The following is a 23,603-nucleotide window of genomic DNA, read 5'->3' as shown; positions in this document are numbered from 1 at the left end:
GTGGCCGAACCACGGGGTTTACTGCTGCCGGCCTACGTAGTGGCCGACGAATCAGGGTCGATGGCACCCTATCGACAGGACCTGTCCAGCGGACTCGTTTCGCTCTGCGAGGCACTGAGGGCGGAGCCGATGGTCTCCGCGAAGCTGCGGCTGACCGTGCTGGGATTCTCCGACGACGTACAAGTCCGCCTGGAAATGGCCGACATGCGCTCCGCCACCAGCCTGCCGGAGGTCGGCATCAGGGGCCTGACCGACTACGGAGCGGTCTTCGACGACCTGCTCCATCGCATTCCTCGTGACGTGCAGCGATTGCGCGCCGAGGGCTACAAGGTCCACCGGCCGGTGGTGTTCTTCCTCAGCGACGGACAGCCCACCGACGGCCGTGCCTGGCAGACGCCACACGGCACGCTCACCGACCGGGCACGCACTTCCACCGCCCCAAACATCATCGCCTGTGGCATCGGCGAAGCGCAGGCGGCCACCATGGTCGAGGTTGCCACCCGCCAGGAGTTCGCGTTCATCGCCAAGTCCGGCACCGACGTCGGTCAGGCCGTCGCTGAGTTCTTCCACGCGCTCACCACCAGCCTGGTCGCCTCGGGCAGTTCCCTCAACGCGAGCAACCCGCAGCTTGTGGTGAACCGTCCTGACCAGTTCACCATGGCGATCGACGAGGTCCGCTGATGACGGACCTCGGCGGCGCCGGTCCACGTGGCCCGGGCTTCGGCGCCGACCTCCCTCCCCGGCCCGCGTTTCCCCCGACTATCCCGGGATCCACCCCCTGGCAGCGCCTCACGGTGGGGGAGCCAGGCCCGAAGTTCGAAGCCCGGCCACCGGTCGGCCCGTTGGCCTACGACCACCCCGACACCGAATGCGACGGCTGGTCGACTCCGCTGGTCACCCTGCGCTTCGCCTCGGTCCGGGGCGCCAAGCACCGCTACTACCGCCAACCTCGCCAGGACGCCGCACGGGCCGCCGTCCACGAGCCCACCGGAAGCACGGTGTTCGCGGTCGCCGACGGGGTGTCCAGCGCCGTGCAGGCAGAACTCGGGGCCGCCGAGGCCTGCCGGACGGCCGTGTCACGCATGCTGGATCTGCTGACCGAGCAGCCGGGTCCGCTCGACCTCGAGGACGTCGCTCACCATGCCGCCGACCGGCTCCGGGAGCTGGCCACGTGCGACATGAGCGGCCGCGAACCCCAACTGGGCGAGGTCGCGGACCGGTACGCGACGACACTCGTTTTCGGGGTGGCCTACGCCGACCCCGAGGGGCACGCGGTGGACATCGGCCGGATCGGGGACTCCGGGGCGTGGGTGTTGGACCTGGCGAGCGGCACGTACCAGGCGCTGTTCGAGAGCAAGACGGGCTCGGACAGTGCCGTGGTGTCGAACGAGGTGCACCCGCTGCCGCAGGTCCCCGACCCGCTGCCGACCGTCGGGATCCGGCCGGTGCCCGGCCAGGCCGTGCTGATCGCCACCGATGGCTTCGGTGACCCGCTCGGCGACGGTGACGGCGCGGTCGGCGCCCTGTTCACTCGGAACCTTGGCGCACCCGAGTACCCGTCACCCCCCTGGTTGGCGCACCTCCTGGACTTCTCCAAGGAAACCTTCGACGACGACCGGACCCTGCTCGCCATCTGGCCCAGCGGGGAAGCGGCAGCGCGGTGACATCCAGCCGGCCGCCCGTCCTCGACCGCCACACGCTCGTGCTGGGGAGCCGGCTCGGTCAGGGCGGGCAGGGCACCGTGCGTCAGGTGACCAACAAGAGGGTCAACACCTCACAGGGCGGCGGTTGGGCCGCCGTCTACAAGGAGTACGCGCCCGGCGTGCTGCCCCAACTCGACGTGTCCGCGCTGGAAGCACTGGTGCGGCTGCCGAACCGGTTGACCGGCGCGGAGGGCCGTTGGCTGTCCGAGCGCATGGCCTGGCCCGCCGCCATGGTCCGCCGCCAGGGCACCGTCTGCGGTTTCCTGATGCGGGCCGTCCCCGACAGCTTCATGTTCACCCTCCGCGGCCTACAGGGAAACGCCGGGACGTCGCGCCGACTGGCGAACATGGAGTACCTGCTCAACGACGACGCCTATGTCGCCGGTATCGGTCTGCGCATCAGCGAACGCGACCGGCTCCTGCTGCTGGCGGACCTCGCTGACACCCTCGGCCGGCTGCACGCCATGGACATCACCATCGGTGATCTCTCCCCGAAGAACCTCCTCTTCACCACCCGCCGGAGGCCCGGCTGCTTCCTCATCGACTGCGACGCCGTGCGGCTGCGCGGCGCCACCGCCCTCCCGCAGGCCGAGACACCCGACTGGGAGATCCCCGCCGGCGAGCAGAAAGCGACCCGGGCCAGCGACGCGTACAAGTTCGCGTTGCTGGCCGTGCGCCTGCTGGCACGAGACCAAACCGCGACCGACCCCGCCGCCCTGGCCGCGCTCGACTCCGAGCTCGGCCGGCTGGCCCGCGCGGGCCTGTCACGAAACCCAGCCGCTCGGCCGGCACCGGCACAGTGGGCCGCACCGCTCAACAACGCCAGCAGGAAGGCCTCGACCCGGGCCGCCGCCGGCTCCACGCCACGCCGCACCGCCGCCCCGTCGCCGCCCCGCACCACCCGGACCCCGCCCGCGCCGCCGGCCAAGAACAACAACGCCGCCATCGCCACCGCGGTCGCCGCGGGCGTGGCGCTCCTGCTCTTCCTGGCGGTCACGGAGGAGGACACCGACTCGACGCCCGACAACGCCGTGGGTGAGACGCCCACGACGCCGGCGTACGAGGCGCCACCTGACGAGGAGCCATGGGAGGTGGAGCCGCCTGAGGAACCGCCTTACGAGGAACCGCCCTATGAGGAACCACCACCGCCCGAGCCCCCACCGCCTCCCCCGGACAACTACGGAGCGCTGGCGATCAGCCCGGACGGCAACATCGGTAAATCCTGGGACTGGGACACCCAGGAGGAAGCCAGAGCGTCGGCGCTGGATGAGTGCAACCGCAGTGACTGCCAGGTCTTGACGACTTTCGTCAACGGGTGCGGCGCCATCGCCTACAACGACAGCACCAACAGGTACCACGGGGGGAGCGGCGATACGCCAGACGAAGCCACCCAGGACGCCATGGCCCGCGTCGGCGGTGGTCGATGGATCACCTGGCAGTGCACCACGAGGTAGCCGGCCGCGCAGGCCCGACTGGGCCCCACGGGTGTCCCCCCGGCCCGCCGGTTCGCCATCCCGGTGGAGACCGAGGACCTGATCCGGCTGCTGCCGCGGCCTGGCTCGATTGGCATGCGAGATAGCGGGGGGAACCTCGGTGGACATCCCGGGCGGCTCATCGGTATCGGGGTGTTGGCGGCCCGTGCGAAGTTCCTTCGGCGTGTGACCGATGCGGCAGAGCGGCTGGCTGTCGAGGAGAGACAGGGCTCAGTTGTGCTTCCCGCGCGGTTGGCGTCGTGCGTCTCCCACACGGATGAGGCCGGATTAGCGGCCGGATCTGTGGGTCCGCCCAGGCAGGTGATCCCTGATGCCCCATACGGGACGTGAGCCACGACCTTGACCGAGCGGGACTTCCATCGGCCGTGCCCGGTCCCGGAGACGGTCTGCGCGCGGCCCGGGCTCAGTCCTGGTCGCGGGCAAGGCCGCTGCCGTCGGCCTCCATCGTGTACTGCCAACGCCCGTCGCTCACCAAGGCGAAATCGATGCGCACGGGCTCCGTCTGTGAAGCGTCGTCCCAGCCGCGCCGGACATGGATCTCGGTGACCCCGTCCGGCTCCTCCCCGTGCTCGGCGACGTACTCCGCGCTCGCCCGCTCGACAGCGGGCAGGATCTCGTCCCATGCCACCTCGTCCATCGAGAACTGCTCGTCCGCCGACGGCGGTTGGACGGCGTTGTTGTCCCGCCCCGCCTCGGTGATCTCGCCCTGCTGATAGCCCCAGAGGCGTACGTCCCACTCGCCCGGTTCGACCGGCACCCGAGCCCACACCACCACCGGGGTGATCGTCACATCGACGACCTGCCGATGTCCGGCACGCTCGCTGAGCGCCGCCAAGGCGGCCTCCAACTCCTCGGGCTCGCGCATGTCGACGCCGGGCTTGTCGTCCCCGGCCGCCCGCACGCCATCGACGATCGCCGCCCGGGACGGGTAGACGGCCAGCAGCAACCCCAGCGCCAGCACCAGGGCGTGCCCGACGGCCCGCCCGGGCCCGCCCCCCTTCGGCGAGTCCAGCCCTCGGCCCCAGACCACCCGAGCGACGGCCCAGACCGCCACCAGCACCATCCCCACCAAGGCCGGCCGGTTGTCAACTCCCGTACCACCGACGAACTGCGCGACCATGCCGCCGACGATCAGCCCGAAGCCGAGCAGTACGACGACCGTCCACAGCGGCCGAACGAAACGGTTCATGACCACATGCTGCCGCAAGGTTCCTGCCACCGGTCACTGGAACCCCCTCGCGGATGCGGTTGGCTGGGGTGCGAAGGCCGGGTGGGTGGTGGCGGGGGTGATGGCGATGTGGGTGACGCGGCCGGCCTCGGTGGTGAGGTCGATGACGGCGAGGGGGTGGCCGCCGGGGGCGATGACGTGGACGCGGCGGCCGGCCAGGAGCATCGGGGCGCTGGCGCGGATGCGGTCGGCGAACAGCCGGGTCTCCACGGCCACTTCGGCCGCGCCGGCCACCCGGGTCGGGGTGCCGCGCGGGACGAGGGTGGCGTCCGCGGTGCGCACGCAGTCGTCGGCCAGCAGGGTGAGCATGCGGTCGAGGTCGCCGCCGGCGGCAGCGGCGAGGAACGCGTCAACGACGGAGCCGTCGGCGCGGGCGGTCGCGGCGGGCGCCGGGTCGGCGTCCTGAACGCGGGCCCGGGCCCGGCTGGCGTGCTTCTTCGCGCTGGCCTGGCTGGTGCCCAGCGTCTCCGCCACCTCCCGGAACGGGACGTCGAACAGGTCGTGCAGCACATAGGCGACCCGCTGCGGGGGTGTCAGCTGGCCGAGGACCACCAGCAGCGCGCGGGAGATCCGTTCGCGCCGCAGGTAGCGTTCGTCGGCCGCCTGGGCCTCGGCCGGGATCAGCTCCGCGAACAGCGGCTCCTCGCGGCGCCGCCGCCGTGCCCGCAGCTGGTCGAGGCAGACCCGGGTGAGGACGGTGGTCAGCCAGGCCGCCGGGTTGCGGAGGGCGCCGGGGTCGGCGGCCGTCGCCTTGAGCCAGGTGTTCTGCACGGCGTCTTCGGCGTCGTCGACGGAGCCGAGCAGTCGGAACGCGAGCGCGGTCAACTGCGGCCTGGCCGCTTCGAACTCCGCAATCGGTACCACCAGGTGTCACCTTTCCGAGGTGGGAGACGTCGGGACGGGCGAGACCAGCAATCTCAGCCCCGAACAACCTCAGCTCCGAACCACCTCAGCTCCGAAGAGCCCAGCACCCGAGAGAGAACACCTGACGATGAGCGTACACACGGTCCGGTTCCGCACCACTCCCGAACGGGTCACCACGGTGGCCGAACGGATCGCGGCGGTGTGCGCCGCCGTGCGGGCCGAGGCCCCGGCGGGGGTGCGGTACACCGCGTTCCAGGACGCGGACGAACCGGTCTTCACCCTGGTCCTCGAACTCGCCGACGGGGTGGCCAACCCGCTGCCGTCGATCCCCGCCGCGGCGGACTTCCGCCGCTGGCTGCCCGGCCAGACCGACGACGACCTGACGCCGAAGGCGAGCACCGTGGTGGGCGGGTACCCGGCATGACGACGGTCCTCTTCGTCGCCACGCTCCTGTGTGTCGTGGCGAACGCGTCCATGGCGGTCGCCGACTACGCCAAGGCGGGGTTCGTGTTGCGGAACTCCGCCGAGGTGAACCTGCCCCCCAGCACGCTGCCCTGGCTCGCGACGCTGAAGCTGGCCGGGGCGGTGGGGCTGGTCGTGGGGCTGGCCGCGCTGCCCTGGCTCGGAGTCGCCGCCGGCGTCGGCCTGGTGCTGTTCTTCGTCGGCGCCGTCGTGGCCCACGTGCGGGCCAGGGTCTTCTACAACATCGCCTTCCCCGGCGGGTACCTGCTGCTCGCGGTGGCGGCGGCCGCTCACCTGCTCGACCGGGCGGCCGGGGCCTGACCCCGGCGCCCGACCGGTCCTCGACCACGGCCGGCGTGGCATCGGGCCCCGGAGCGGTGCGGCCGACGGCGCCGCACAGCTCCGGGCGCCCGCGTCACTCCGGGGCCGGCCGGGGTCGGCCGCCGGACGCGCGCGGGTGCACCAGCTCCGACAGCACGTCCTCCATGGTGACGAAGCCCAGCAGCGCGCCCCGCTGGTCGGTGACCGAGGCCAGGTGGGTCGAGGCGGTGCGCATCGCGGTGAGGGCGTCGTCCAGCGGGGTGTCGGCCGCCAGGGACAGCACCCGGCGCAGGCCGCCGGGCGGGAAGGGCCGGTCGCGGTCGGCCCCGGTGAGGGAGTCCTTGACGTGCAGGAAGCCCAGCACCCGCTGGCCGGGGGCGGTGACCGGGAACCGGGAGAAGCCGGAGCGGGCCGCCGCCTGCGTCAGCTGCCGCGGGGTGGTGTCCGGGGCGAGCGTGGTCATCTCCGCCACCGGGACGAGCACCTCGGCGACGGTGCGGGTGCCCAGGGCCAGCACGGTGCGCAGCCGGTGGCTCTCGTCGGACTCCAGCAGGCCGGCGTCCGTGGAGTCCTGGACGAAGCGGGTCAGCTCGTCGTCGGTGAACGTCGAGGCGACCTCGTCCTTCGGCTCCACCCGCAGCAGCCGCAGCAGCGTGTTGGCGAAGGCGTTGATGCCGAAGATCGCCGGCCGCAGCGCCCGGGTGACGGCGACCAGGCCGGGGCCGAGGACGAGCGCGGTGCGCTCCGGCGCGGCCAGGGCGATGTTCTTCGGGATCATCTCGCCGATCAGCATGTGCAGGTAGGTCGCCAGCGCCAGGGCGATGGTGAAGGCGACGGGGTGGACCAGGCCGTGCGGGACGTTCGCGGCCTCGAACGCCGGCTCCATCAGGTGGGCGATGGCCGGTTCGGCGACGGCGCCGAGGACCAGGGAGGAGACGGTGATGCCGAGTTGGGCCGTGGCCATCATCGGGGAGAGGTGTTCCAGCGCCCACAGCACGCTGCGGGCCCGTCGCTGGCCGGCCTCGGCCCGGGGCTCGATCTGGTCCCTGCGGACCGAGATCAGGGCGAACTCGGCGCCCACGAAGAACGCGTTGGTCAGCAGCGTGAAGGCGCCCAGCGCGAGTTGGAAGAGGGTCACGCCTCGCTCCCCTCGGCGGGTTCGGTGGGGTCGGCGGGGGGAGCGGTGAGCCGGATCCGCTCGGCGCGGTGGGCCACGGTGCTGAGCACGTCCAGCCGCCACCCGGCCGCCTCGACGCGGTCTCCCGGCTGGGGCACGCGGCCGAGCAGGGTGGCCACCATGCCGGCGAGGGTCTCGTAGGAGCCGTCCAGGTCGGGCACGCCGAGGTGGTCGAGTTCGTCGACGCGCACCAGGCCGTCCGCGTCCCAGACGCCGGGGGCGAGCTGGGTGAGTTGGGGGGCCGTCACCGGGTCGTGTTCGTCGGTGACCTCGCCGACGACCTCCTCCAGGACGTCCTCGACGGTCACCACGCCGGCGGTGCCGCCGTACTCGTCCACCACCACGGCCAGCGCCACGGTGTCCCGCAGGTCGTCGAGCAGCCGGTCCACCGGCAGGGTCGCGGGGACCAGGAGCGGCTCCGCGAGCAGCGTGGTGACCGGCCGCGTCGCTCGCTCCTCCTCGGGCACGGAGAGCACCTCCCTGATGGCGACGACGCCGAGCACCTCGTCGAGTCGGTCCCGGTAGACGGGGAAGCGCGAGTGCCCGGTGCGGCGGGTCAACTCGGCGACGTCGGCGGCCGACGCGGTGGCGGGCAGGGCGTGCACGTTCACCCGGGGCGTCATCACGTTCTCGGCGGACAGCTCCCCGAGGCGCATGGTGCGCACGAACAGCTCGGCGGCGTCCGCCTCCAGGACGCCCCGCTCGCTGGAGTGCCGGACCAGCGCGACGAGTTCCTGCGGGGTGCGGGCGGAGGCCAGCTCCTCGGCCGGTTCGAGGCCGATCCGGCGCACCGCCCGGTTGGCGGCGCTGTTCAGGTGCCGGATCAGCGGGGCGAACGTCGCGGTGAACGCCCGCTGCGGTCCGGCGACGGCCTTGGCGACGGCCAGGGGGCGGGAGATGGCCCAGTTCTTGGGGACCAGTTCGCCGATGACCATCAGCACGATGGTCGACAGGACGACGCCCAGCACGGTGGCGACCGACGGCGCGGCGCCGCCCAGTCCGAGGTCGCGCAGCGGGCCGCGCAGCAGGCTGGCCAGCGCCGGCTCGGCGAGCATGCCGATGACCAACGAGGCGACGGTGATGCCCAGTTGGGCGCCCGACAGCTGGAAGGTCAGCCGTCGCACGGCGAGCAGCGCGCCCTGTGCGCCCCGTTCGCCGGCCGCGGCGGCCGCCTCCAGCTGGCCGCGGTCGAGGGTGGTGAGGGAGAACTCGGCCGCGACGAAGATCGCGCAGGCCAGCACCAGCGCCAGGGCGGCGAGCAGCAGCAGGATCTCGGTCACCGGGCCGCCCCCGACCACCGGCGGGGGCCGGGTGTCAGGAGGGGGACTCGTCGATCGACGTCACTCGGTGGGCGTCCCATCGGGGATCGACCTTCCTCTCGGGTCCGGCTGGCCGGGCACGCCGGACGGGTGCCGCCAGTAAAGGCCACGCGAGGCCGTGGACCGGCCGGCCTCTCCGTGGCAGTCGCCCGATGGTTGGCCCGCCGGGCCCGGACGCCCGGCCATCCGGACCGCCGTCCCCGCTCCGCTACGCCGGCTGGTCACCGCGCAGGCCGCGGAAGGCCGGGATGGCCAGCAGCGCGAGGCAGCCGACCAGCAGGCAGACGGCGGAGAGGGTGAAGACCGCGCCGGTGCCCAGCAGGCCGGCCGCCGGCCCGGCCAGCGCCCGGCCTACCGGCTGGAGGACCATCGAGCCGGTCTGGTCGTAGGCGTAGATCCGGTTGATAACGTCGGCCGGGATGCGGGTCTGCACCGTGGTCGCCCACATCACCGCCCACACCGAGGCCCCGGCGCCGGCCGCCGCGAACGCCGGGCCCAGCACCACCAGGGGCGCGCCGGCGGCGACGAGCAGCGGGACGGGGACGTAGCCGAGTAGCGCGACGATGCCGCCGCGCAGCGGGAAACGGGGCCGGATCCGCATCGCCACCAGCCCGCCGGCCGCCGCGCCCGCGCCGAAGAGTGACATCATCAGCCCGTAGCCGCCCGCGCCGTCCCGCTCGGTGAGCACGGTGGCGCTGAGCACCTGGAACGGCCCGTAGAGGGTGAGCCCGAGCAGCGCGAAGACGCCGATCACCGGCCAGAGCCAGTCGCGTGAACGGAACTCGTGCCAGCCCTCCCTGATGCCCTGCCACAGGCTCTCCCGCGCGGCGCGGCCGGGCGCGGCCAGCGGCCGGATCGCCGCCAGGCAGGCGGCGCTGATCGCGAAGGTGACGGCGTCCAGGGCGATGGCGGTGGCCGGGGTGGCGAAGCCGACGATGATGCCGGCGCTCATCGGGCCGACGGTCGCGCCGATCGAGATGCCGATCCGCAGCGCCGCGTTGGCCTCCCTGACCTGGTGGGGGGCGACGGCCGGCACCATGCCGGCGACGCCCGGCTGGTGCAGCGCGGTGGCGGCGCCGGTGACCGCCTGGATCACGATCAGCAGCCACAGCGACGGCCGGCCCTGGGCGACGTCGAAGGCCATCACGCCGATGCCGACCAGCCGCACCAGGTCGGCGAGGATCATCATCCGGCGGGCCTGGAAGCGGTCGGCGAGCACGCCGCCGACGAGCATCAGCACCACCAGCGGGGCGATCTGCGCGGCCAGCACCAGCCCGACCTCGCTCGCGCCGAAGCCGGCCGAGAGCATGGCGACGGTGAGCGCCACGGGCAGCATCATGTCGCCGACGAAGGACGTGGTCTGCGCGGCGAAGAAGCGCAGGAACTCGCGGTTGCGCCACACCGACGCCGAGGCGGGCGGCGCCGGTGGGGTCACTCGGGTCGTCATGCGGGGCACCGTCCTCGGCTGGCGGGGGGCCGCCGCCCGGGCGGCGTCAACCGCCCGGGGCCGGCCGGGTCTACGGGGTGGTCACCCCTGGTCGGTGTCGGCGGGCGCGAGGATCAGTGGCACCAGCACGCTGCTGACGCACCGCCGGAAGAAGTCGTCCCACTCGGAGTCGGGCATCTCCACGAACCGGGTGCCGCAGACCAGCAGGGGCACCCGCCCCTCGGCGTCCCGGTGCCGGTCCAGGACCGCCCGGGGCACCAGGAACGAGACGTGCCACCCGGCGGCGTCGATCTCCCAGGTCGCGCCGGCCGGCGTGGCCCAGGGGAACTCCCGGAATCCGGCCTGGTACACGTCGCGCGCGGTGTGCACCAGCTCGTTGCCGAAGCACAGCAGCAGCTCGTCCAGGTAGACCCCGAGGCCGCGGGGCGAGTGGAAGACGAGGCTGATCCCGTCGTCGACCTCCGCCACCTGGCAGTCGAGGGTGAAGACCTCCTTCGGGTGGGCCGGCGGCGTGGACCAGAGCGCCGGGGCGCCGGCCGCGCCGTGCGCGGGGTCCACGGCGACGCTGACCGGGGCGCGGCCGACGGGGACGACGGTGTGGCCGACGGCCTCGGCGGCCGTCCCCAGGGTGTCGGACCGGACGAGCAGGTCCGGCAGCCCGCTGCCGGCGTCGACCAGCACGCCGAACGCGGCCTCCTGCGGGTAGCCGTCCCGGGTGGGCCACTGGGTCAAGTTCAGCGTCGGGGGCAGGGCGTCGAGGTCGGTCAGCAGCTGGCGCACGAAGCCGACCGCGTCCTGCGCGGCGTGCTCCGTGGCCAGCTCGGTGAAGCGGGCCGCGTCGAACTTCGGGTGCCGCGCCAGGTCCCGGATCTCGCACAGCTCGGCGAGCCGCACCTTGGCGAGCGGCTGGATGAACGGCGGTTCGACGTAGTCCTTGAAGACGTGCGCGCACAGCAGCAGCGTCGCCGTCGTGACGTCCGGGATGCGGAGGGTTCCCGAGGGGGAGCCCGGGTGCGGGACGGAGTCGGTCAGCACCGTCTCGTAGGTCAGCCGGCGGGTGGTGGGCCAGTCGGCCATGGCCAGGCCGCCGCCGTGCGCGACGGTGTGCGGGGCGGCGGGGTAGCGCCAGACGGGGAAGTAACCGTGCAGGTCGAGCGGGGACCGGTCGGCGGCGGCGAAGGTGGCGTCCTCGTGGCAGGCCCGGTTGGCCAGCCTGGTGTAGCCGAGGCCCTCGAAGATCCCGCCGTAGCGCGCCCCGTCCCCGGTGAGCACGTCCAGGTCGGAGGTGTGGCGCCGGGCGTGCGGGTCGCCGAGCAGGTGGCTGGCGCAGTTCCCCTTCAGCAGCACCAGGGGGCGCCCGTCCCAGGCCGGGTGGTCCTTGACGCCCTGGGCGACCCAGCTGGCGTCGGCGTCCAGCCGGGCGGCGGTCGCGGTGTCCCGCGCGTGCGAGGCGCGGACGGCCTGCAGCAGGCCGGCGTCGACCCGGGTGGTCGGCTGGTCGGCGAGGCGGCCCAGGAACCGGCCCGCCACCCGGTGGATGTCCAGCGCGGTGATCACGTCCCCGGGGTCCGCCTCGGCCAGGGCCGCGGGGTCCGCGTCGAATCCGCCGGCCCACAGGACCGCGTCAAGCGCTCGACTGCCCATGCTGGTTGTGCTCCCTTGTTCGTGGTCTCCCCCGGCGGGGCCGGGTGCCGCCCGGCGGGCGGCGGGGGCGTGTCGGCTCACGGCCGCGCCCCGGTGGCCGTGGCGTTCCCCTCGGGCAGTGCCGTCAGCGCCGCCGCGGCAAGCCGTGGCAGGTCGGGCGGCGCCCCGTGGGCGCGGAGGTAGTCGGCCACGGTGCCGTGCTCGGTGGCGAGCCACTCCAGCGCCGCCGCCAGGGCGGGCACGGCGTCGCTGTTCATCGCGTCGAAGTAGGCGAGGTCCTTGCCCTTGGCGAGCCAGGAGGCGCGGCGGCGGGCCACGGTCGGGGCGACCGTCTCGGCGGCCCGCGCGTGGTGGGCCAGCACCTCCCGGGGGGTGAGCCCGGCCAGGCTCAGGGCGAGGCTGACCACCAGCCCGGTGCGGTCGCGTCCGGTGCGGCAGTGCACCAGCACCGCGCCGTCCCGGGGCCGCACGACGAAGGCGACGGCCTGGGCCAGGGCGGCGCCGTGCCGCGACAGATGGCCGGCGTACAGCTCGGTCAGGGAGCCGTACCGGCCCGGCTGGGGCCGGGACGCCTCGTCCCCGATGGGCACCCGCCGGTAGCTCAGCCCCGGCTCGTCGGCCAGGCCCTGTCGTACCTTGCCGGCCTCGCGGTCGCTGCGCAGGTCCAGCACGGCGAGCAGGCCGTGCTGGCGTAATCGGGCGACGTCCGTGGGGGAGTAGGGGGTGACGAACCCGCCGCGCAGCAGCCGGCCGTGGGCGATCCGTCCGCCGTGGACGTCCTGGCCGCCCACGTCGTGCACCAGGTGGGGCGGTGGGAGTTCGACTGCTCGCACGTTGTCCGCCTTTCTGCGGTCCGGAAGGTCACGGCGGCTCGCCGTCCCGTTCGTCTGGTCGCGCGGCCGGCCACCGTCGCGGGGAGTCGCGGGGAAAGGGAAAGCCGGACCGGCCGGGGGTATTTCCCCCTCGCCGCACACGGCTGCGGCTCCGCTTGTGCGGCGGGAAAGGCCTTCATTTCTCCCTCGCGCGGCACGGAACTCCGGCAGTCCGTCCTTTGATTCGGCCGTGCCGATGGCTTCGCTCTGGCTTTCCCGCGCGATGAGGAGTTTCCGGTGAATCCCAGGAGCGGCTGGGTTTTGGCGTCGCAGGACATCCCTGCTGATCGGGAGCCTAAGTGTCTGATTCGAGAGGTGTCAACGGCGCCTACGGAAGGTGGCCGGCCGGGAAAGTGTCATCTTCATCGAATTTTCGTCGAACGCACAAACCGCTGGCCGCGCCGCTGGTCCGGTGATGGTGGTGGGCGTTAAAGATCATGCGGGCGGTGCCGCCCCGGTGGCGCTTTCTGGTGCGGGTGTGCCGTGTTCTGTCTGGATAGTGACCGGAGACCTTGCGCCGGGGGGTTGACAGGCGGGCAGTTCCTGTCGAGGCGCGAATGGGGACAGGGTGGGTCAAGTCGCTTGCGGAATGGGCTGGTTGGCGCGGTCTGCGAGGTTGGCGGCGGCGTCGCCGGCGGAGTTGGAGCGCACTTCAGGCCAAATAAAAGTGAACCGGTCAAGTCCAGAAACCGGTGCATGGTTGACCCTGGCGCGACAAGGCTCCTAAAGTTTTGGCTCGCTACTCGGCAACCGCTTTCTGGGGCGACTTCCGAACGGGATGGAAGGCGTCGTTCGGGTGCGGTGGTCGCGACGTGAGCGTCGCGGTTATCCGCCTCCAGGCCGGTGGTTGTACGGGCCTTACTCACCGCCCCTGAGACGGCGGTTCCCACCCTTCTCGAACAGCGCGAAATCGGCGTGCCGCGAGGCCCTGGCGGCGGCGCCGAGAACCGTAGCAACGGCGATTCACCCCTCGTTTGATCAGACGCCGAGCCGGGAGAGCAACGAAATGACGCACAGCATGGCGGCCCCGCCCGAGCAGTTCCACTTCGGGCTTGACTACATCCGCGAGCACTTCGGCAGCAACGTGGCGCTCGCCACCCAGCAGATGACCCACAACCTCTACCGAACCAACCTCCTGCCCCTGGTCGACCACATCTTCGAGTCCCTGGAGCTGACCGGCCGGGAGTCCCTGCTGGACGTGGGCTGCGGCAACGGCTTCGTCCTGCGGGACATCGTCAGCCGGATGCGCGACGGGGGGCGGGTCACCGCCCTCGACATCTCCCCGGCCATGCTCGACCTGGCCCGGCGCAACGTCACCGTCGCCTGGGTCCCGCTGGAGTTCACCGAGGGCGACGCCTACGACCTGTCCCGCTTCGCCGACGGCGCGTTCGACCGGGTGATGGCCAACTTCATCTTCCACTACGTCGACCGGCCGCACGACGTCCTCGCCGAGCTGCGGCGGGTGACCGCCGTGGGCGGCCGGGCGCTGGTGACCATCGAGGCCAGGCACTCCATGCCGGAGATGTACGGCATGCACTTCGAGGCGATGGAACGGGTCGGCTTCCCCGCCGAGTTCATCGCCCGCCTGCCGCGCGGCCGACGCGGCGTCATGACGCTCGACAACACCGCCGAGTACGTCACCGAGCACTTCGACATCGTGGACGAGCGCCCCTACCGGGACGCCCTGCGCTTCACCTCACCCAAGCCGTTCATGGACTTCTACGTCGCCGGCCACCGCTACTGCGGAGCCCTGGCCAAGGCCGGCGACGAGATCCCGAAGGAGCTGTTCGACGCGCTGCACGCCGATGTCGAGGGCCAGGTCGCCGCCCGCATCGCGCGCCACGGGCACTTCGAACTGACCAAGCGCAACTCCGTCTTCGTCTGCTCCTGACCGCGAGGAGACGAGGAGGTCCCGACCATGAGCACCCCACACCCCCCACGCCTCGCCCTCTTCGGACTGCCGGGCGCGGGCAAGTCGACCACCGGCGCGCTGCTCCGCCGCCGGCTGGAGGAACGCGGCGCCAGGGTCGCCGTGGTCCGGATCGCCGCCCCGCTGTACGACGTGCAGCGCGCCTTCCACGAGCGGGCCGGCAACCCGCTCGCGGAGGGCCGGCAGGACGGCGCCCTGCTGAACTTCCTGGGCTCGCACTTCCGCACCGCGGCCCCCGGCTTCCTGCTGGCCGACTTCGAGCAGCGCTGCCAGGACGCGGTGCTGGCCGGCGCCGAGGTGCTGATCTGCGACGACGCCCGGCCGGTCGACCTCGACGAGGTGGCCAAGCGGGGTTTCACCCTGGTGCGGATCAACGCCCCGGCCGAGCTGCGCCGGGCCCGGAAGTCCGGCCGCGGCGACCGCACCAGCGGCGACGACGAACACCCCACCGAGGTCGGCGTGTTGGCCGTGCGACCGCACCACGAGATCGACAACGCCGGCGACCTCGACCAGCTCGGCGTCCGCGTGGACGCCCTGCTGGCCGGGTTGGCCGGCGGCCCGGCCGAACCCGGGCCGCCGGTCGGCCAGGGGACGCGGCTGGACGCGCTGTTCCGCCGCGCCGCGGCGACCATCACCCCCCGGTACGCGGAGAACCGGCACCAGATCGGCGCCGCCATCCTGGCCGGCGACGGCCGGGTCTTCACCGGCCTGCACGTCGAGGCCATGGTCGGCCGCGCCTCGGTGTGCGCCGAGGCGGTCGCGCTCGGCAAGGCGCGGGAGGCCGACGCCACCGGTCTGCGGCTGGTGCTGGCCGTCCGGCACCCCAAGCCCAGCGAGGCGGACCGCCGCATCCGCCCGGTACCGCCGTGTGGGCTCTGCCGGGAACTCCTGCTGGACTACGGGCCCGACATCGAGGCGGTGGTCGGCCCGCCCGACGCGCTGACCGCCGTCCCGATGGCGGACCTCCTGCCGCACAAGTACGTGGGCACCAAGTGGAAGGCGACCCGCGCCGTCGAGAGCCCGGCCGTGCGCGCGCACGGTTGACGACGGCCGGGACGCGAAGAGTCGGAGAGTGGGAGAAGCGCATGTCCGGTTTCGAGAGTTACCTCGCGGCACAGTACCCGGGGGCACGGGTGACCCAGCTCAGCGCGTCGAACAACACCGTCTTCCTGGTCACCGGGACGGCCGGGGCGGACGGGACGGACGGGGTCGCCGGGGCCCCCGCCGGGCTGGTGGCCAAGCACGTCACGGACAGCGACATCCCGCTCTCCTACCTCGCGGAGTCCAACGCCGCGCTCGCCCGCACCATCCCGGTGCAGCGGGTGCGCCGGGTCCTCGACCAGGAACGGGGCGACCCGTTCGACGGGGTGCTCGCCGACTACGTACCGGGCACCGACCTGGCCACCGTGCTCGCCGAGGACGAAAAGGCCCTGCCCGCCGAGGAGTTGTCCGAGCAGCTGGCCCGCTTCCTGCTGGCCTGCCGGGAGCTGCCCCGGATGCACGACGGCTACGGCCCCTACAAGCGGACCGCGCCCCGCGTCGCCACCCACACCGAGTTCGTCCAGCGCTACGCCGCCCGCTACTGGGGCCGCGCCCGGCCCCTCTACCAGGACACCGAGATCGGCGACGCCGTCGACGACTGGGTGAACCACCGGCTGCCCGAGGCCCTGCGCCGCAACCCCGCCCCGCACGCGGTGGTCCCCATCGACGCCAACCTGAAGAACTTCGTGGTCACCCCCGACGGGCGGCTCGTCACCCTCAACGTGCCCATCGCCGCCGTCTCCACTCCGGCGCACGCAGTCGCGGCCGTCAGCGCCCACCTGCGGGGCCGGGCGCTGCACCAGGTCTTCCTCGACCACGTCCTGGAGAGCCAGTGCGCGGCCGACGCGGAGCTGGTGCCGCACTTCGAGCTGTGGGCCCTGCTGGGCATCCTCTCCTTCTACGCCGTCCGCCACCCCCTGGAGCGCGACACCTGGCGCGACTGGGGCTCGCCGGTCCTCCTCGACGAGGACTTCCGCTCGCTGGTCGGCGAACTGCTCCTGAAGCGGGCCCCCCGGTGATCCTCACCGGCGCGGCCATCACCCGGGCCGTGGCCGCCGGAGACATCGTCATCGACCCCTTCGCCACCGAGCGGGTCAACCCCAACAGCTACAACTACCGGCTCGGCCACGAGATCCACGAGGTGGTGATGGAGGGCGAGGGACAGCCCGAGGCCAGCCACGTCCGGCTGGCCCCCGACGGCGGCCGCTACCTGTTACGCAAGGGGCGGTTCTACCTCGGCCACACCCTGGAACGCATCGGCAGCGCCCACTACGTCACCTCCCTCATCGGGCGCAGCTCCATCGGCCGGCTGGGCCTGTTCGTCCAGCTCTCGGCCAACCTCGGCCACCAGGGCGCGGTACACCGCTGGACGCTGGAACTCCTCCCGGCCCTCGACATCTACGTCTACCCGGGGCAGGTGATCGGCCAGGTCTCCTTCTGGAACATCCAGGGCGCCCCCGCCCCCTACGCCGGCTGGTACGGGCGGCACGACCGGCCCATGCCATCCAAGCTGCACCAACCCAGCGCGGAGCCACCGCGCGCCAGCCAACCCCTCACCAGGACAGGGGAGTCGCAGTGATCCTCAGCGGCCCGGAAATCAGGCGACAGGTGGAGAACGACGTCATCACCGTGACCCCCTTCGAGCCCGAGCACCTCAACCCCAACAGCATCGACCTCACCCTGGAGGACACCGTCCTGCGCTACTGCAACCCGGTGATCGACCCCCGGGAGGAGCAGGAGGTCCAGGAGGTCAAGATCCCGTCCACCGGGCTGCAACTCGAACCGCTCGGCTTCTGCCTCGGCTCGTCCCGGGAGACCGTCGGCAGCGCCGAGTTCGTCCCCATGGTGCACGCCAAGTCCAGCACCGCCCGCGCCGGCCTGTTCGTCCACGTGACGGCCGACCTCATCGACATCGGCTCGGTCGGCACCGTCACCTTCCAACTCTTCTCCACGCTGCCGCTGACCGTCTACCCCGGCATGCGCATCGCCCAGATGACGTTCTGGCGGCCCCAGGGGGAGATCATCCTCTACTCCGGCAAGTACCAGGGCTCCAAGGGGCCGCGGAAGTCGATGATCTTCCGGGACCCGTTCTGGCAGTCGCTGCCCGTCCACGGCTGAGCGCCCCCGTGCCACCCCCCGCACCGGAAGGGAAACCCCGCCCATGAGCGGCGTTCGACAGGTGGTCGCGTCCGTACGCGGCGCCACCGTCTCGGTGGCGGCCCGCCCCGAGGCCCTCGCCGGCCTCGCCCGTGTCGCCCGCCCCTACATCGACTGGGCGCCGGCGGCCGGCCCGCCGCGCGCCCCGCACGTCCGGGTGGGCGACGGGCCGCCCGACGGCGCCGACTGGCGACGCGTCGTGCTGCGCTCGGAGTACGAGCCGGACCGGGTGCTGTGGGTCGACGACGCGCGCCACCGGCTGACCCTGCCGGCCGACGACCCGGAGTGGACGCTCCAGCAACTCCTGCGCTCCGTACGGCACCTGCTGCGCTGGCAGGGCTTCGCGCGCGGCGACCTCTTCCTGCACGGCGGGCTGGTGCGGGTCGCCGGCCGGGGCGTCGCCTTCCTCGGCCACAAGAAGTCCGGCAAGACCTCCAGCATCCTGAGCGCCCTGCTCAACGGCGGCGCCGACTTCGTCTCCAACGACGACCTCGTCCTCACCGACACCGACACCGACCCTGATTCCGGTGCTGGCGCCGCCGGCGGCCCCCTGCGGGCCGGCGCGCCCCTCACCGGCTACGGCTCCCCCCGGACGGTCAACATCCGCACCGACGCCCTGCTGGAGCTGGCCGGCACGGCCCCCGGCCTGCGCACCCTGCTGGCCGAAGCCAGCCACCCCACCAACGCCTTCCCCGGCCGCCACCACACCCGCGACGCCGTCCACGCCGAGTCCGGCACCCGCCTGCCCGGCTCGGTCTGGGTCCGCTGCGCCGAACTCGCCCACGTCACCGGCCGGAACCTGCTGCCCGACGCCCCGGTGCACGCCGTCGTACTGCCCCGCTTCGACGCCGGCACCACCCGCCCCGACCTCACCCGGCTGACCCCGGCCGAGGCGCACCGCGCACTCGCCGCCCACGTCGAGGAGACCGCGACCAAGTACGACCCCTTCCTGGCCGCCTGGTACCCGCGCACCGACGCCGACCGGCGGGCCCGGCTGCTGCGCCGGCTGGCCGAGGAAACCCCCTGCTACCGGCTCACCCAGAGCATGACGCGGCTCGCCGACGGCACGTCAGCCGTGCTCGCCGCGGTGCGCGACGCCCGGTGACCCGCCACCCCCAGCCGAGGAAACCGCCCATGCGCCAGCCCCCGCACCCACCCCACGGCGAGGCCGCGGCCCTCGTCACCGACCCACACGGCCGCGTCCTGCTCGTGCCCGCGGCCGACGGCACCCTGGCGCTGCCCACCGGGCCGACCGGCGACCGCTCCCCGCCCGCCGCCGCGCGGCACGCGGTGCGCGCCGCCACCGGCCTCACCCCCCGGCTCGGGCCGACGCTGCTGTCCGACTGGCGGCCGACCGGGGCGGGCGGCACCATCCGGCACGTCTTCGACGCCGGCGAGATCTCCGCGAACGCCGCCCGCCGACTCACCGACCGCGCCATCACCTTCCTCGCCCCCGAGGCACTGGCCCAGGCCTTGCCGCCCGAGGAGGTGGGCCGGGTGCGGGCAGCGCTGCGCGCCCGGCGGACCGGCACCCCCGCCTACACCGAGCGCGGCCACCCCCCGCCAGTGCTCGACGCCGTCACCCGGTTCGGCATCGCGCCCGCCGTCCAGAGCGCCGGCGCCTGGACCTGGCGGCCCGGGCCCGTGCCGGCGGAACTCCCCGTCCGGCAGGCGTGGGTGTGGCTGTTCGTGCCGGACGGGCGGGTGGTCGCCTTCGTCAGCGCGACCGGCCTCTTCGGCCTGCCGGGCGGCACCCTGGAGCCTCGCGACGGGGGCGACGCCGTCGCGGCCGCCGTCCGCGAGGTGCGCGAGGAGGTCAACAGCGAGATGACGCCGCCGGTCCACCTCGGGTACCTGGTCGACCGGACGCCCGACGGGCCCGTCGTCGCCCGCGTGCGCCTGGCCGCCCGCGCCACGGCCGTCCGGCCGGCGGCCCGCGACCCGCACACCGGGACCGTCCACCGGCGGCTGCTGGTACCGCCCGACCTGGTACCGGAGTTGACCGGCGCCGGCCCGGACGGGGAACCGCAGGCCCGGGCGGCGGTGGCCGCCGCGGCCGGCTGGGGCCTGCCAGACGGCGCCGGGGCCGGCGTCGAGGAGATCCCGGCCGCCGGCATCGCCCCCGCGTCGCTGTGCCCACCCCCGCGACGGCGCCCCGCCGGCCGGCCGCCCGGGACCAGGGAAACGAGGGCCTGAGTTGACCGAGTACCGCGAGGGCCGCCGGGTGCTGCGCCGCACCGCCGCCCGGGTCGTGCTGATCGCCGGAGGGACCCACACCCTCCTCGTGCACGGCCGCAACCCGCACCAACCGGCCGCCGGCAGCTGGTGGTTCACCCCCGGCGGCGGCTGCGAGCCGGACGAGTCGCTGGCCGCCGCGGCCCGCCGGGAGCTGTACGAGGAGACGGGCATCGCCGACCTCACCCTCGGCCCCGTCGTCTGGACCAGGTCGGTCGCCCACCCCTACCTCAAGGACCAGTTCCTGTGCCAGGAGGAGCACTACTTCGTGGGCTTCACCGACTCCCGCCAGCTGCGCCAGGTGGCGTGGACCGACGAGGAACGCCGCCAACTGCTCGGCATGCGCTGGTGGGACGCCGACGAACTGGCCGCCACGACCGAGACCATCCTGCCCCCGATCCTGCCCCGGTCGCTGCCCCGGCTGATCGCCGGCGACTACCCACCCAGCCCGGTCCACCTGGACCGGTGAACGCCCCCGACCGGCCGGCCGCCACCACGGCCGACCGGGTCCGCGCGCAGAGGAGACCATCGTGACCAGCCAGGAGACCAGCAGCGGCGTGTTCGACGGCGACATGGGCCGGTGGTACGCCTCGCACGCCACCGACAGCGTGTACAACGCCTACTACGACCGCCCCGCCCTGCTCGACCTGATCGGCCCCTGCCGCGGCCTACGCGTCCTGGACGCCGGCTGCGGCGCCGGCCACTACCTGGCGGAACTCATCCAGCGGGGCGCCGAACCGACCGGCCTCGAGGGCGGCGCCGAACTGCTGGCCAGCGCCAGGGAACGGCTCGGCGACGCCGTCGACCTGCGCGCGCACGACCTGGAGAAGCCCCTGGACTTCCTGGCCGACGCCTCCTTCGACGGGGTGCTGCTCGCGCTCGTCTACCACCACATCGACGCCCGCGCCCAACTCCTCGCCGAGATCCGCCGGGTGCTGCGGCCCGGCGGCTGGCTCGTCCTCTCGACCTTCCACCCCACCCGCTCCTGGCAGTTGTTCGGCGGCTCCTACTTCACCACCGGGAAGGCCGAGACCGCCCTGCTGGACGAGTGGACGGCGCCGGTCTGGCGGATGCCGCTGGAGGTGCTCTTCACCGAACTGCTGACCGCCGGCTTCGTGGTGGAACAGGTCCGCGAGCCACGCCCGCTCCCGGAGGCCGCCGCCCTGAACGAGCGGATGTACCGCAAGCTCTCCACCGAACCCAAGTTCCTCGCCCTCCGCCTCCGACGCCCCTGACCCCGCGGCCGGTGAGCCGCGGGGTCAGGAGTCGGGGGCGCCTGGCGTCGGGTCAGGACATGTACAGCGTCTCCAGCCGGGTGACCTGGCCGTCGCCGTCGAAGCTCAGGTCGTAGCCGAGCCCGGGGATGGCCGACTCCGGCTGCTCGGCGAACCGGCTGACCAGCTCCTCCTGGGAGTACTCGGCCGCGGCCGACTCGTCACCGAGCGGGACCGACAGCAGCACCTGGGCGTCCTCGGTCAGGGCGACCGTGGTGTAGGGGCCCTCGCTCGGGATGATGATCCACGCCTCGTGCGGCTCCGTCATCGCCTCCTTCTCGGCGGCGCGCACCGAGAGGAGGGTCTGCCCCTCTTCGCTCCAGACGTCCTCGATCTGGACGAACTGCTTGGTACCGGCCCAGGCGGCGGCGTCGCCCGTGGCCGCCTCGCCGTCGGACCCGGCGTCCTCGTCCGTGGCCGCCTCGTCGTCGGCCGCCGCGTCGTCCGACTCCACCGCCTCCTCCTCCGGGTCGGTGTCGCCGCCCGACGTGGTGTCCGAGACCGTCTCGTCGGTCGTGTCGGTGGTCGTCGCCGACGTCTCGGACGCGGAGGAATCCGCCTTGTCACCACCACAGCCGGTCAGCACCACGGCGCCGATGGCGAGGGCGGTGAGGCTGCGCAGAACCGCTCGGCGGCGTGAGACACACATGGTCAACGTTTCTCCTGGCATCAGGGGTGAGCTGGTTACACGCTCTCTACGCGCCAGCCGACCCGGTGGGTTGCACCCCGATGCGCATTCTTTTTTTCTCGTGATCCCGCGCCGCCCGTTCGCCGGCCCCGGGGCTCACTCGGTGAGCCAGTACGCCTCCCGCAGCGACGCCACCCGGCCCTCGCTGTCGTAGTCGATGGCGAACACCCACCGCGGCTCGCCGGCCAACGCCTCGACCAGGTCGCTCAGTTCCAGGTCGGTCGGGGTCCCGCCGGCCAGCTCGCGGACCTCCAGCCGGGTCCACCCCGGCAGGGTCAGCGTGTGCGTCACCCCGACCGACTCCAGGGTGCCGTCCTCGGAGCTGAGTTGCTCGACGGTGACGTTCACCATCTCCCCGTCGGCCACCGCGCCGTGCACATAGCCCAGTTCACTGGCGTACGCCTGCCCGGGCGCGGGCGTCGGCGGCACGAACGGCGAGGCGGTCGGCGTGGTCGGGACGACGGCCGGCGGCTCCGGCCCGCGGGACACCCCGGCCAGCGACCAACCGCCCACCACCACCGTCACGGCCAGCAGCGCACCGCCGGTCGTCAGCGCCGCCCGCCGGCGGCGCAGCCGCCGCTCACCGTGCGCCCGGATGCTCGCCGGGGCCACCGGCACCGCCTGCCGCCGCCCCGAGTCCGCGAGATCGGTGAGATACCCCCGCAACTCCGTCTCGTCAGTCATGACGCACCTCCGACCGCCCGGTCGTCCGCGAATCCAGTTCCGTGTCGGTCAACAGCCGAGCCAGCGCCGCCCGCCCCCGGCTCAGGTGCGACTTGACGGTGCCGACCGGCGCGTCGGTCTCGGCCGCCACCTGCTCCACCGACAGGTCACACAGGTGGTGCAGCACCACCGCCCGCCGCTGCGTCTCGGGGATCCGCCGCAACGCCTCGACCAGCAGCACATGGTGTGGCTCGGGCGGCGGCACCGAGGCCGGCGGCCCCTGCCGCCGGGCGAAGGAGAGCGCGGTGCGCATTCGCCGCCACCGGCTGACCGCCAGCCGCCACGCCACCGTGCGCACCCACGCCTCGGGGGCGCCGTCCAGGTCCAGGTCGGCCCACCGTTGCCAGGCCCGGACGTAGGCTTCCTGCACCACGTCCTGCGCCTCGGCCAGGTCACCGGTCATCGCGTACAGCTGGCCGATAACCCGGCCGACGCTCGCGGTGTAGAAGACGTCGAACGCTTCCTCGTCAGCATCCCGGCCTCGCGGCTTGTCTGGTGGTCGCATAGTTCTCCTGTTCGGCTGAACAGTGCCACCTGACGCGCTCGCCACACAAGCCGCGATCGGCCCGTCCGCAGCTCAGCGCGCCGGCCCCGGCCCGGGCGCCGCGCGGGGCCGGGCCCCGATCGTCGACCAAACCCGCGCCGTCAGCCCCGCCGACGGCCGCCCCGACCACCCCGAACTCCCTTCAAGCGGTGGCGCGTTCGGGGTGGTCAAGGCGCCGATGGCGGGCCGCGCCGGGTAACACGTCCTCCGCACAGACGTAACGCCCAGCCAGTGGCGGGAGCATGCCACGCGGGGTGAGAGTGGAGGCCCGCCGCGGGGCCACCCCACCCCCGTCGGGAGCCGCACCGGGTCGAACCCCCGCCCGAGCCCGCACCGCCGAAGGACCAACGCCCGGCCCGCATCCGAGAACCGCCGGCCCGCCGGCCGACACCCCAGTGGACGGCGCCGCTCCCCCCACTTCGGGCGACCGCACCGGCCCTCCACGGTCAGCGCCGACGCGCGACGGTCAGCACCGTCCCGC

24 protein-coding genes are annotated in these 23,603 nt (G+C 73.4%); 14 read left to right on the top strand and 10 right to left on the bottom strand.

From position 1 onward, the window contains the following. The 3 genes from RM844_RS20485 to RM844_RS20475 all read left to right on the top strand — a co-directional run bounded on the left by RM844_RS20485 (position 1) and on the right by RM844_RS20475 (position 3,157). A complete protein-coding gene (locus RM844_RS20485; protein WP_311668755.1) occupies positions 1–681 on the top strand; it encodes a vWA domain-containing protein in 681 nt (226 codons plus the stop codon). A 113-nt stretch (positions 682–794) separates the two neighbouring features. Then, a complete protein-coding gene (locus tag RM844_RS20480; RefSeq protein ID WP_311668754.1) occupies positions 795–1,664 on the top strand; it encodes a protein phosphatase 2C domain-containing protein in 870 nt (289 codons plus the stop codon). Between the two features lie 86 nt (positions 1,665–1,750). After that, the gene (locus RM844_RS20475) at positions 1,751–3,157 is read left to right on the top strand and encodes a DUF4189 domain-containing protein (protein ID WP_311668753.1); all 1,407 of its coding nucleotides are present in this window, start codon (positions 1,751–1,753) and stop codon (positions 3,155–3,157) included. A gap of 442 nt (positions 3,158–3,599) precedes the next feature. Here RM844_RS20475 and RM844_RS20470 read toward each other — a convergent pair whose 3' ends face one another. Both RM844_RS20470 and RM844_RS20465 read right to left on the bottom strand, forming a co-directional pair. Beyond that, entirely contained in the window at positions 3,600–4,385 is a 786-nt protein-coding gene (locus RM844_RS20470; RefSeq protein ID WP_311668752.1) for a hypothetical protein, read from the bottom strand. A 33-nt stretch (positions 4,386–4,418) separates the two neighbouring features. Further along, positions 4,419–5,288 (bottom strand): sigma-70 family RNA polymerase sigma factor, encoded by an 870-nt coding sequence (locus RM844_RS20465; protein ID WP_311668751.1) that lies wholly within the window; start codon positions 5,286–5,288, stop codon positions 4,419–4,421. 127 nt (positions 5,289–5,415) lie between these two features. On the opposite strand from RM844_RS20465, the gene RM844_RS20460 reads away from it, so the two are divergent. Continuing rightward, positions 5,416–5,712, top strand: coding sequence for a hypothetical protein (locus RM844_RS20460; protein ID WP_311668750.1), 297 nt, complete (start codon positions 5,416–5,418; stop codon positions 5,710–5,712). Further along, positions 5,709–6,071 carry a DoxX family protein gene (locus RM844_RS20455; protein WP_311668749.1) on the top strand — a complete coding sequence of 121 codons (363 nt, stop codon included), beginning with the start codon at positions 5,709–5,711 and terminating at the stop codon, positions 6,069–6,071. Before RM844_RS20460 ends, RM844_RS20455 begins: the two co-directional genes overlap by 4 nt. 94 nt (positions 6,072–6,165) lie before the next feature. Here RM844_RS20455 and RM844_RS20450 read toward each other — a convergent pair whose 3' ends face one another. The 5 genes from RM844_RS20450 to RM844_RS20430 form a co-directional block, all read right to left on the bottom strand. Next, complete coding sequence (locus RM844_RS20450) at positions 6,166–7,209, bottom strand: hemolysin family protein (RefSeq protein ID WP_311668748.1); 1,044 nt, start codon at positions 7,207–7,209, stop codon at positions 6,166–6,168. Beyond that, positions 7,206–8,528, bottom strand: a complete 1,323-nt coding sequence (locus tag RM844_RS20445) for a hemolysin family protein (protein ID WP_311668747.1) — start codon at positions 8,526–8,528, stop codon at positions 7,206–7,208. The genes RM844_RS20450 and RM844_RS20445 overlap by 4 nt, the downstream gene beginning before the upstream one ends. A gap of 247 nt (positions 8,529–8,775) precedes the next feature. Beyond that, positions 8,776–10,014 (bottom strand): MFS transporter, encoded by a 1,239-nt coding sequence (locus RM844_RS20440; RefSeq protein WP_311668746.1) that lies wholly within the window; start codon positions 10,012–10,014, stop codon positions 8,776–8,778. 81 nt (positions 10,015–10,095) lie between these two features. Beyond that, a complete protein-coding gene (locus RM844_RS20435) occupies positions 10,096–11,658 on the bottom strand; it encodes a nucleotidyltransferase family protein (protein ID WP_311668745.1) in 1,563 nt (520 codons plus the stop codon). Positions 11,659–11,735: 77 nt separating this feature from the next. Next, the gene (locus RM844_RS20430) at positions 11,736–12,491 is read right to left on the bottom strand and encodes a tyrosine-protein phosphatase (RefSeq protein ID WP_311668744.1); all 756 of its coding nucleotides are present in this window, start codon (positions 12,489–12,491) and stop codon (positions 11,736–11,738) included. 1,045 nt (positions 12,492–13,536) lie between these two features. Here RM844_RS20430 and RM844_RS20425 point away from each other — a divergent pair. The 9 genes from RM844_RS20425 to RM844_RS20385 all read left to right on the top strand — a co-directional run bounded on the left by RM844_RS20425 (position 13,537) and on the right by RM844_RS20385 (position 21,128). Further along, positions 13,537–14,421: a class I SAM-dependent methyltransferase gene (locus RM844_RS20425; protein ID WP_311668743.1), complete on the top strand. Its 885-nt coding sequence runs from the start codon at positions 13,537–13,539 to the stop codon at positions 14,419–14,421. A gap of 27 nt (positions 14,422–14,448) precedes the next feature. Beyond that, on the top strand, positions 14,449–15,504 hold the full coding sequence (locus RM844_RS20420) for a cytidine deaminase (protein ID WP_311668742.1): 1,056 nt from the start codon (positions 14,449–14,451) through the stop codon (positions 15,502–15,504). A 41-nt stretch (positions 15,505–15,545) separates the two neighbouring features. Further along, complete coding sequence (locus RM844_RS20415) at positions 15,546–16,520, top strand: phosphotransferase family protein (RefSeq protein WP_311668741.1); 975 nt, start codon at positions 15,546–15,548, stop codon at positions 16,518–16,520. Next, positions 16,517–17,080 (top strand): dCTP deaminase, encoded by a 564-nt coding sequence (locus RM844_RS20410; protein WP_311668740.1) that lies wholly within the window; start codon positions 16,517–16,519, stop codon positions 17,078–17,080. The genes RM844_RS20415 and RM844_RS20410 overlap by 4 nt, the downstream gene beginning before the upstream one ends. Next, the gene (dcd, locus tag RM844_RS20405) at positions 17,077–17,619 is read left to right on the top strand and encodes a dCTP deaminase (RefSeq protein WP_311668739.1); all 543 of its coding nucleotides are present in this window, start codon (positions 17,077–17,079) and stop codon (positions 17,617–17,619) included. The genes RM844_RS20410 and dcd overlap by 4 nt, the downstream gene beginning before the upstream one ends. A gap of 43 nt (positions 17,620–17,662) precedes the next feature. Beyond that, on the top strand, positions 17,663–18,763 hold the full coding sequence (locus RM844_RS20400) for a hypothetical protein (RefSeq protein WP_311668738.1): 1,101 nt from the start codon (positions 17,663–17,665) through the stop codon (positions 18,761–18,763). Positions 18,764–18,792: 29 nt separating this feature from the next. Continuing rightward, on the top strand, positions 18,793–19,854 hold the full coding sequence (locus RM844_RS20395; RefSeq protein ID WP_311668737.1) for an NUDIX domain-containing protein: 1,062 nt from the start codon (positions 18,793–18,795) through the stop codon (positions 19,852–19,854). A gap of 1 nt (position 19,855) precedes the next feature. Then, positions 19,856–20,362 carry an NUDIX hydrolase gene (locus RM844_RS20390; RefSeq protein WP_311668736.1) on the top strand — a complete coding sequence of 169 codons (507 nt, stop codon included), beginning with the start codon at positions 19,856–19,858 and terminating at the stop codon, positions 20,360–20,362. A 61-nt stretch (positions 20,363–20,423) separates the two neighbouring features. Beyond that, a complete protein-coding gene (locus RM844_RS20385; RefSeq protein WP_311668735.1) occupies positions 20,424–21,128 on the top strand; it encodes a class I SAM-dependent methyltransferase in 705 nt (234 codons plus the stop codon). Positions 21,129–21,180: 52 nt separating this feature from the next. On the opposite strand, the gene RM844_RS20380 is transcribed toward RM844_RS20385, so the two are convergent. The 3 genes from RM844_RS20380 to RM844_RS20370 form a co-directional block, all read right to left on the bottom strand. After that, positions 21,181–21,816 carry a hypothetical protein gene (locus tag RM844_RS20380; protein WP_311668734.1) on the bottom strand — a complete coding sequence of 212 codons (636 nt, stop codon included), beginning with the start codon at positions 21,814–21,816 and terminating at the stop codon, positions 21,181–21,183. Positions 21,817–21,951: 135 nt separating this feature from the next. Beyond that, on the bottom strand, positions 21,952–22,539 hold the full coding sequence (locus RM844_RS20375; RefSeq protein ID WP_311668733.1) for a hypothetical protein: 588 nt from the start codon (positions 22,537–22,539) through the stop codon (positions 21,952–21,954). Beyond that, complete coding sequence (locus RM844_RS20370) at positions 22,532–23,083, bottom strand: SigE family RNA polymerase sigma factor (RefSeq protein ID WP_311668732.1); 552 nt, start codon at positions 23,081–23,083, stop codon at positions 22,532–22,534. The genes RM844_RS20375 and RM844_RS20370 overlap by 8 nt, the downstream gene beginning before the upstream one ends. Positions 23,084–23,603 lie beyond the last annotated feature (520 nt).

It is taken from the genome of Streptomyces chisholmiae, from assembly GCF_031845445.1.
Lineage (GTDB): Bacteria > Actinomycetota > Actinomycetes > Streptomycetales > Streptomycetaceae > Streptomyces > Streptomyces chisholmiae.
Note: the sequence above shows the minus strand (reverse complement) of the source record. Positions and strands in the feature narration are given on the sequence as shown.

What these genes read in the sequence shown, in the direction of transcription:
- RM844_RS20470 (WP_311668752.1), bottom strand. Translation starts at nt 4,385, where the DNA reads ATGAACCGTTTCGTTCGGCCGCTGTGGACGGTCGTCGTACTGCTCGGC.
- RM844_RS20460 (WP_311668750.1), top strand. Translation starts at nt 5,416, where the DNA reads ATGAGCGTACACACGGTCCGGTTCCGCACCACTCCCGAACGGGTCACC.
- RM844_RS20455 (WP_311668749.1), top strand. Translation starts at nt 5,709, where the DNA reads ATGACGACGGTCCTCTTCGTCGCCACGCTCCTGTGTGTCGTGGCGAAC.
- RM844_RS20440 (WP_311668746.1), bottom strand. Translation starts at nt 10,014, where the DNA reads ATGACGACCCGAGTGACCCCACCGGCGCCGCCCGCCTCGGCGTCGGTG.
- RM844_RS20435 (WP_311668745.1), bottom strand. Translation starts at nt 11,658, where the DNA reads ATGGGCAGTCGAGCGCTTGACGCGGTCCTGTGGGCCGGCGGATTCGAC.
- RM844_RS20425 (WP_311668743.1), top strand. Translation starts at nt 13,537, where the DNA reads ATGACGCACAGCATGGCGGCCCCGCCCGAGCAGTTCCACTTCGGGCTT.
- RM844_RS20420 (WP_311668742.1), top strand. Translation starts at nt 14,449, where the DNA reads ATGAGCACCCCACACCCCCCACGCCTCGCCCTCTTCGGACTGCCGGGC.
- RM844_RS20415 (WP_311668741.1), top strand. Translation starts at nt 15,546, where the DNA reads ATGTCCGGTTTCGAGAGTTACCTCGCGGCACAGTACCCGGGGGCACGG.
- RM844_RS20400 (WP_311668738.1), top strand. Translation starts at nt 17,663, where the DNA reads ATGAGCGGCGTTCGACAGGTGGTCGCGTCCGTACGCGGCGCCACCGTC.
- RM844_RS20395 (WP_311668737.1), top strand. Translation starts at nt 18,793, where the DNA reads ATGCGCCAGCCCCCGCACCCACCCCACGGCGAGGCCGCGGCCCTCGTC.
- RM844_RS20380 (WP_311668734.1), bottom strand. Translation starts at nt 21,816, where the DNA reads ATGTGTGTCTCACGCCGCCGAGCGGTTCTGCGCAGCCTCACCGCCCTC.
- RM844_RS20375 (WP_311668733.1), bottom strand. Translation starts at nt 22,539, where the DNA reads ATGACTGACGAGACGGAGTTGCGGGGGTATCTCACCGATCTCGCGGAC.
- RM844_RS20370 (WP_311668732.1), bottom strand. Translation starts at nt 23,083, where the DNA reads ATGCGACCACCAGACAAGCCGCGAGGCCGGGATGCTGACGAGGAAGCG.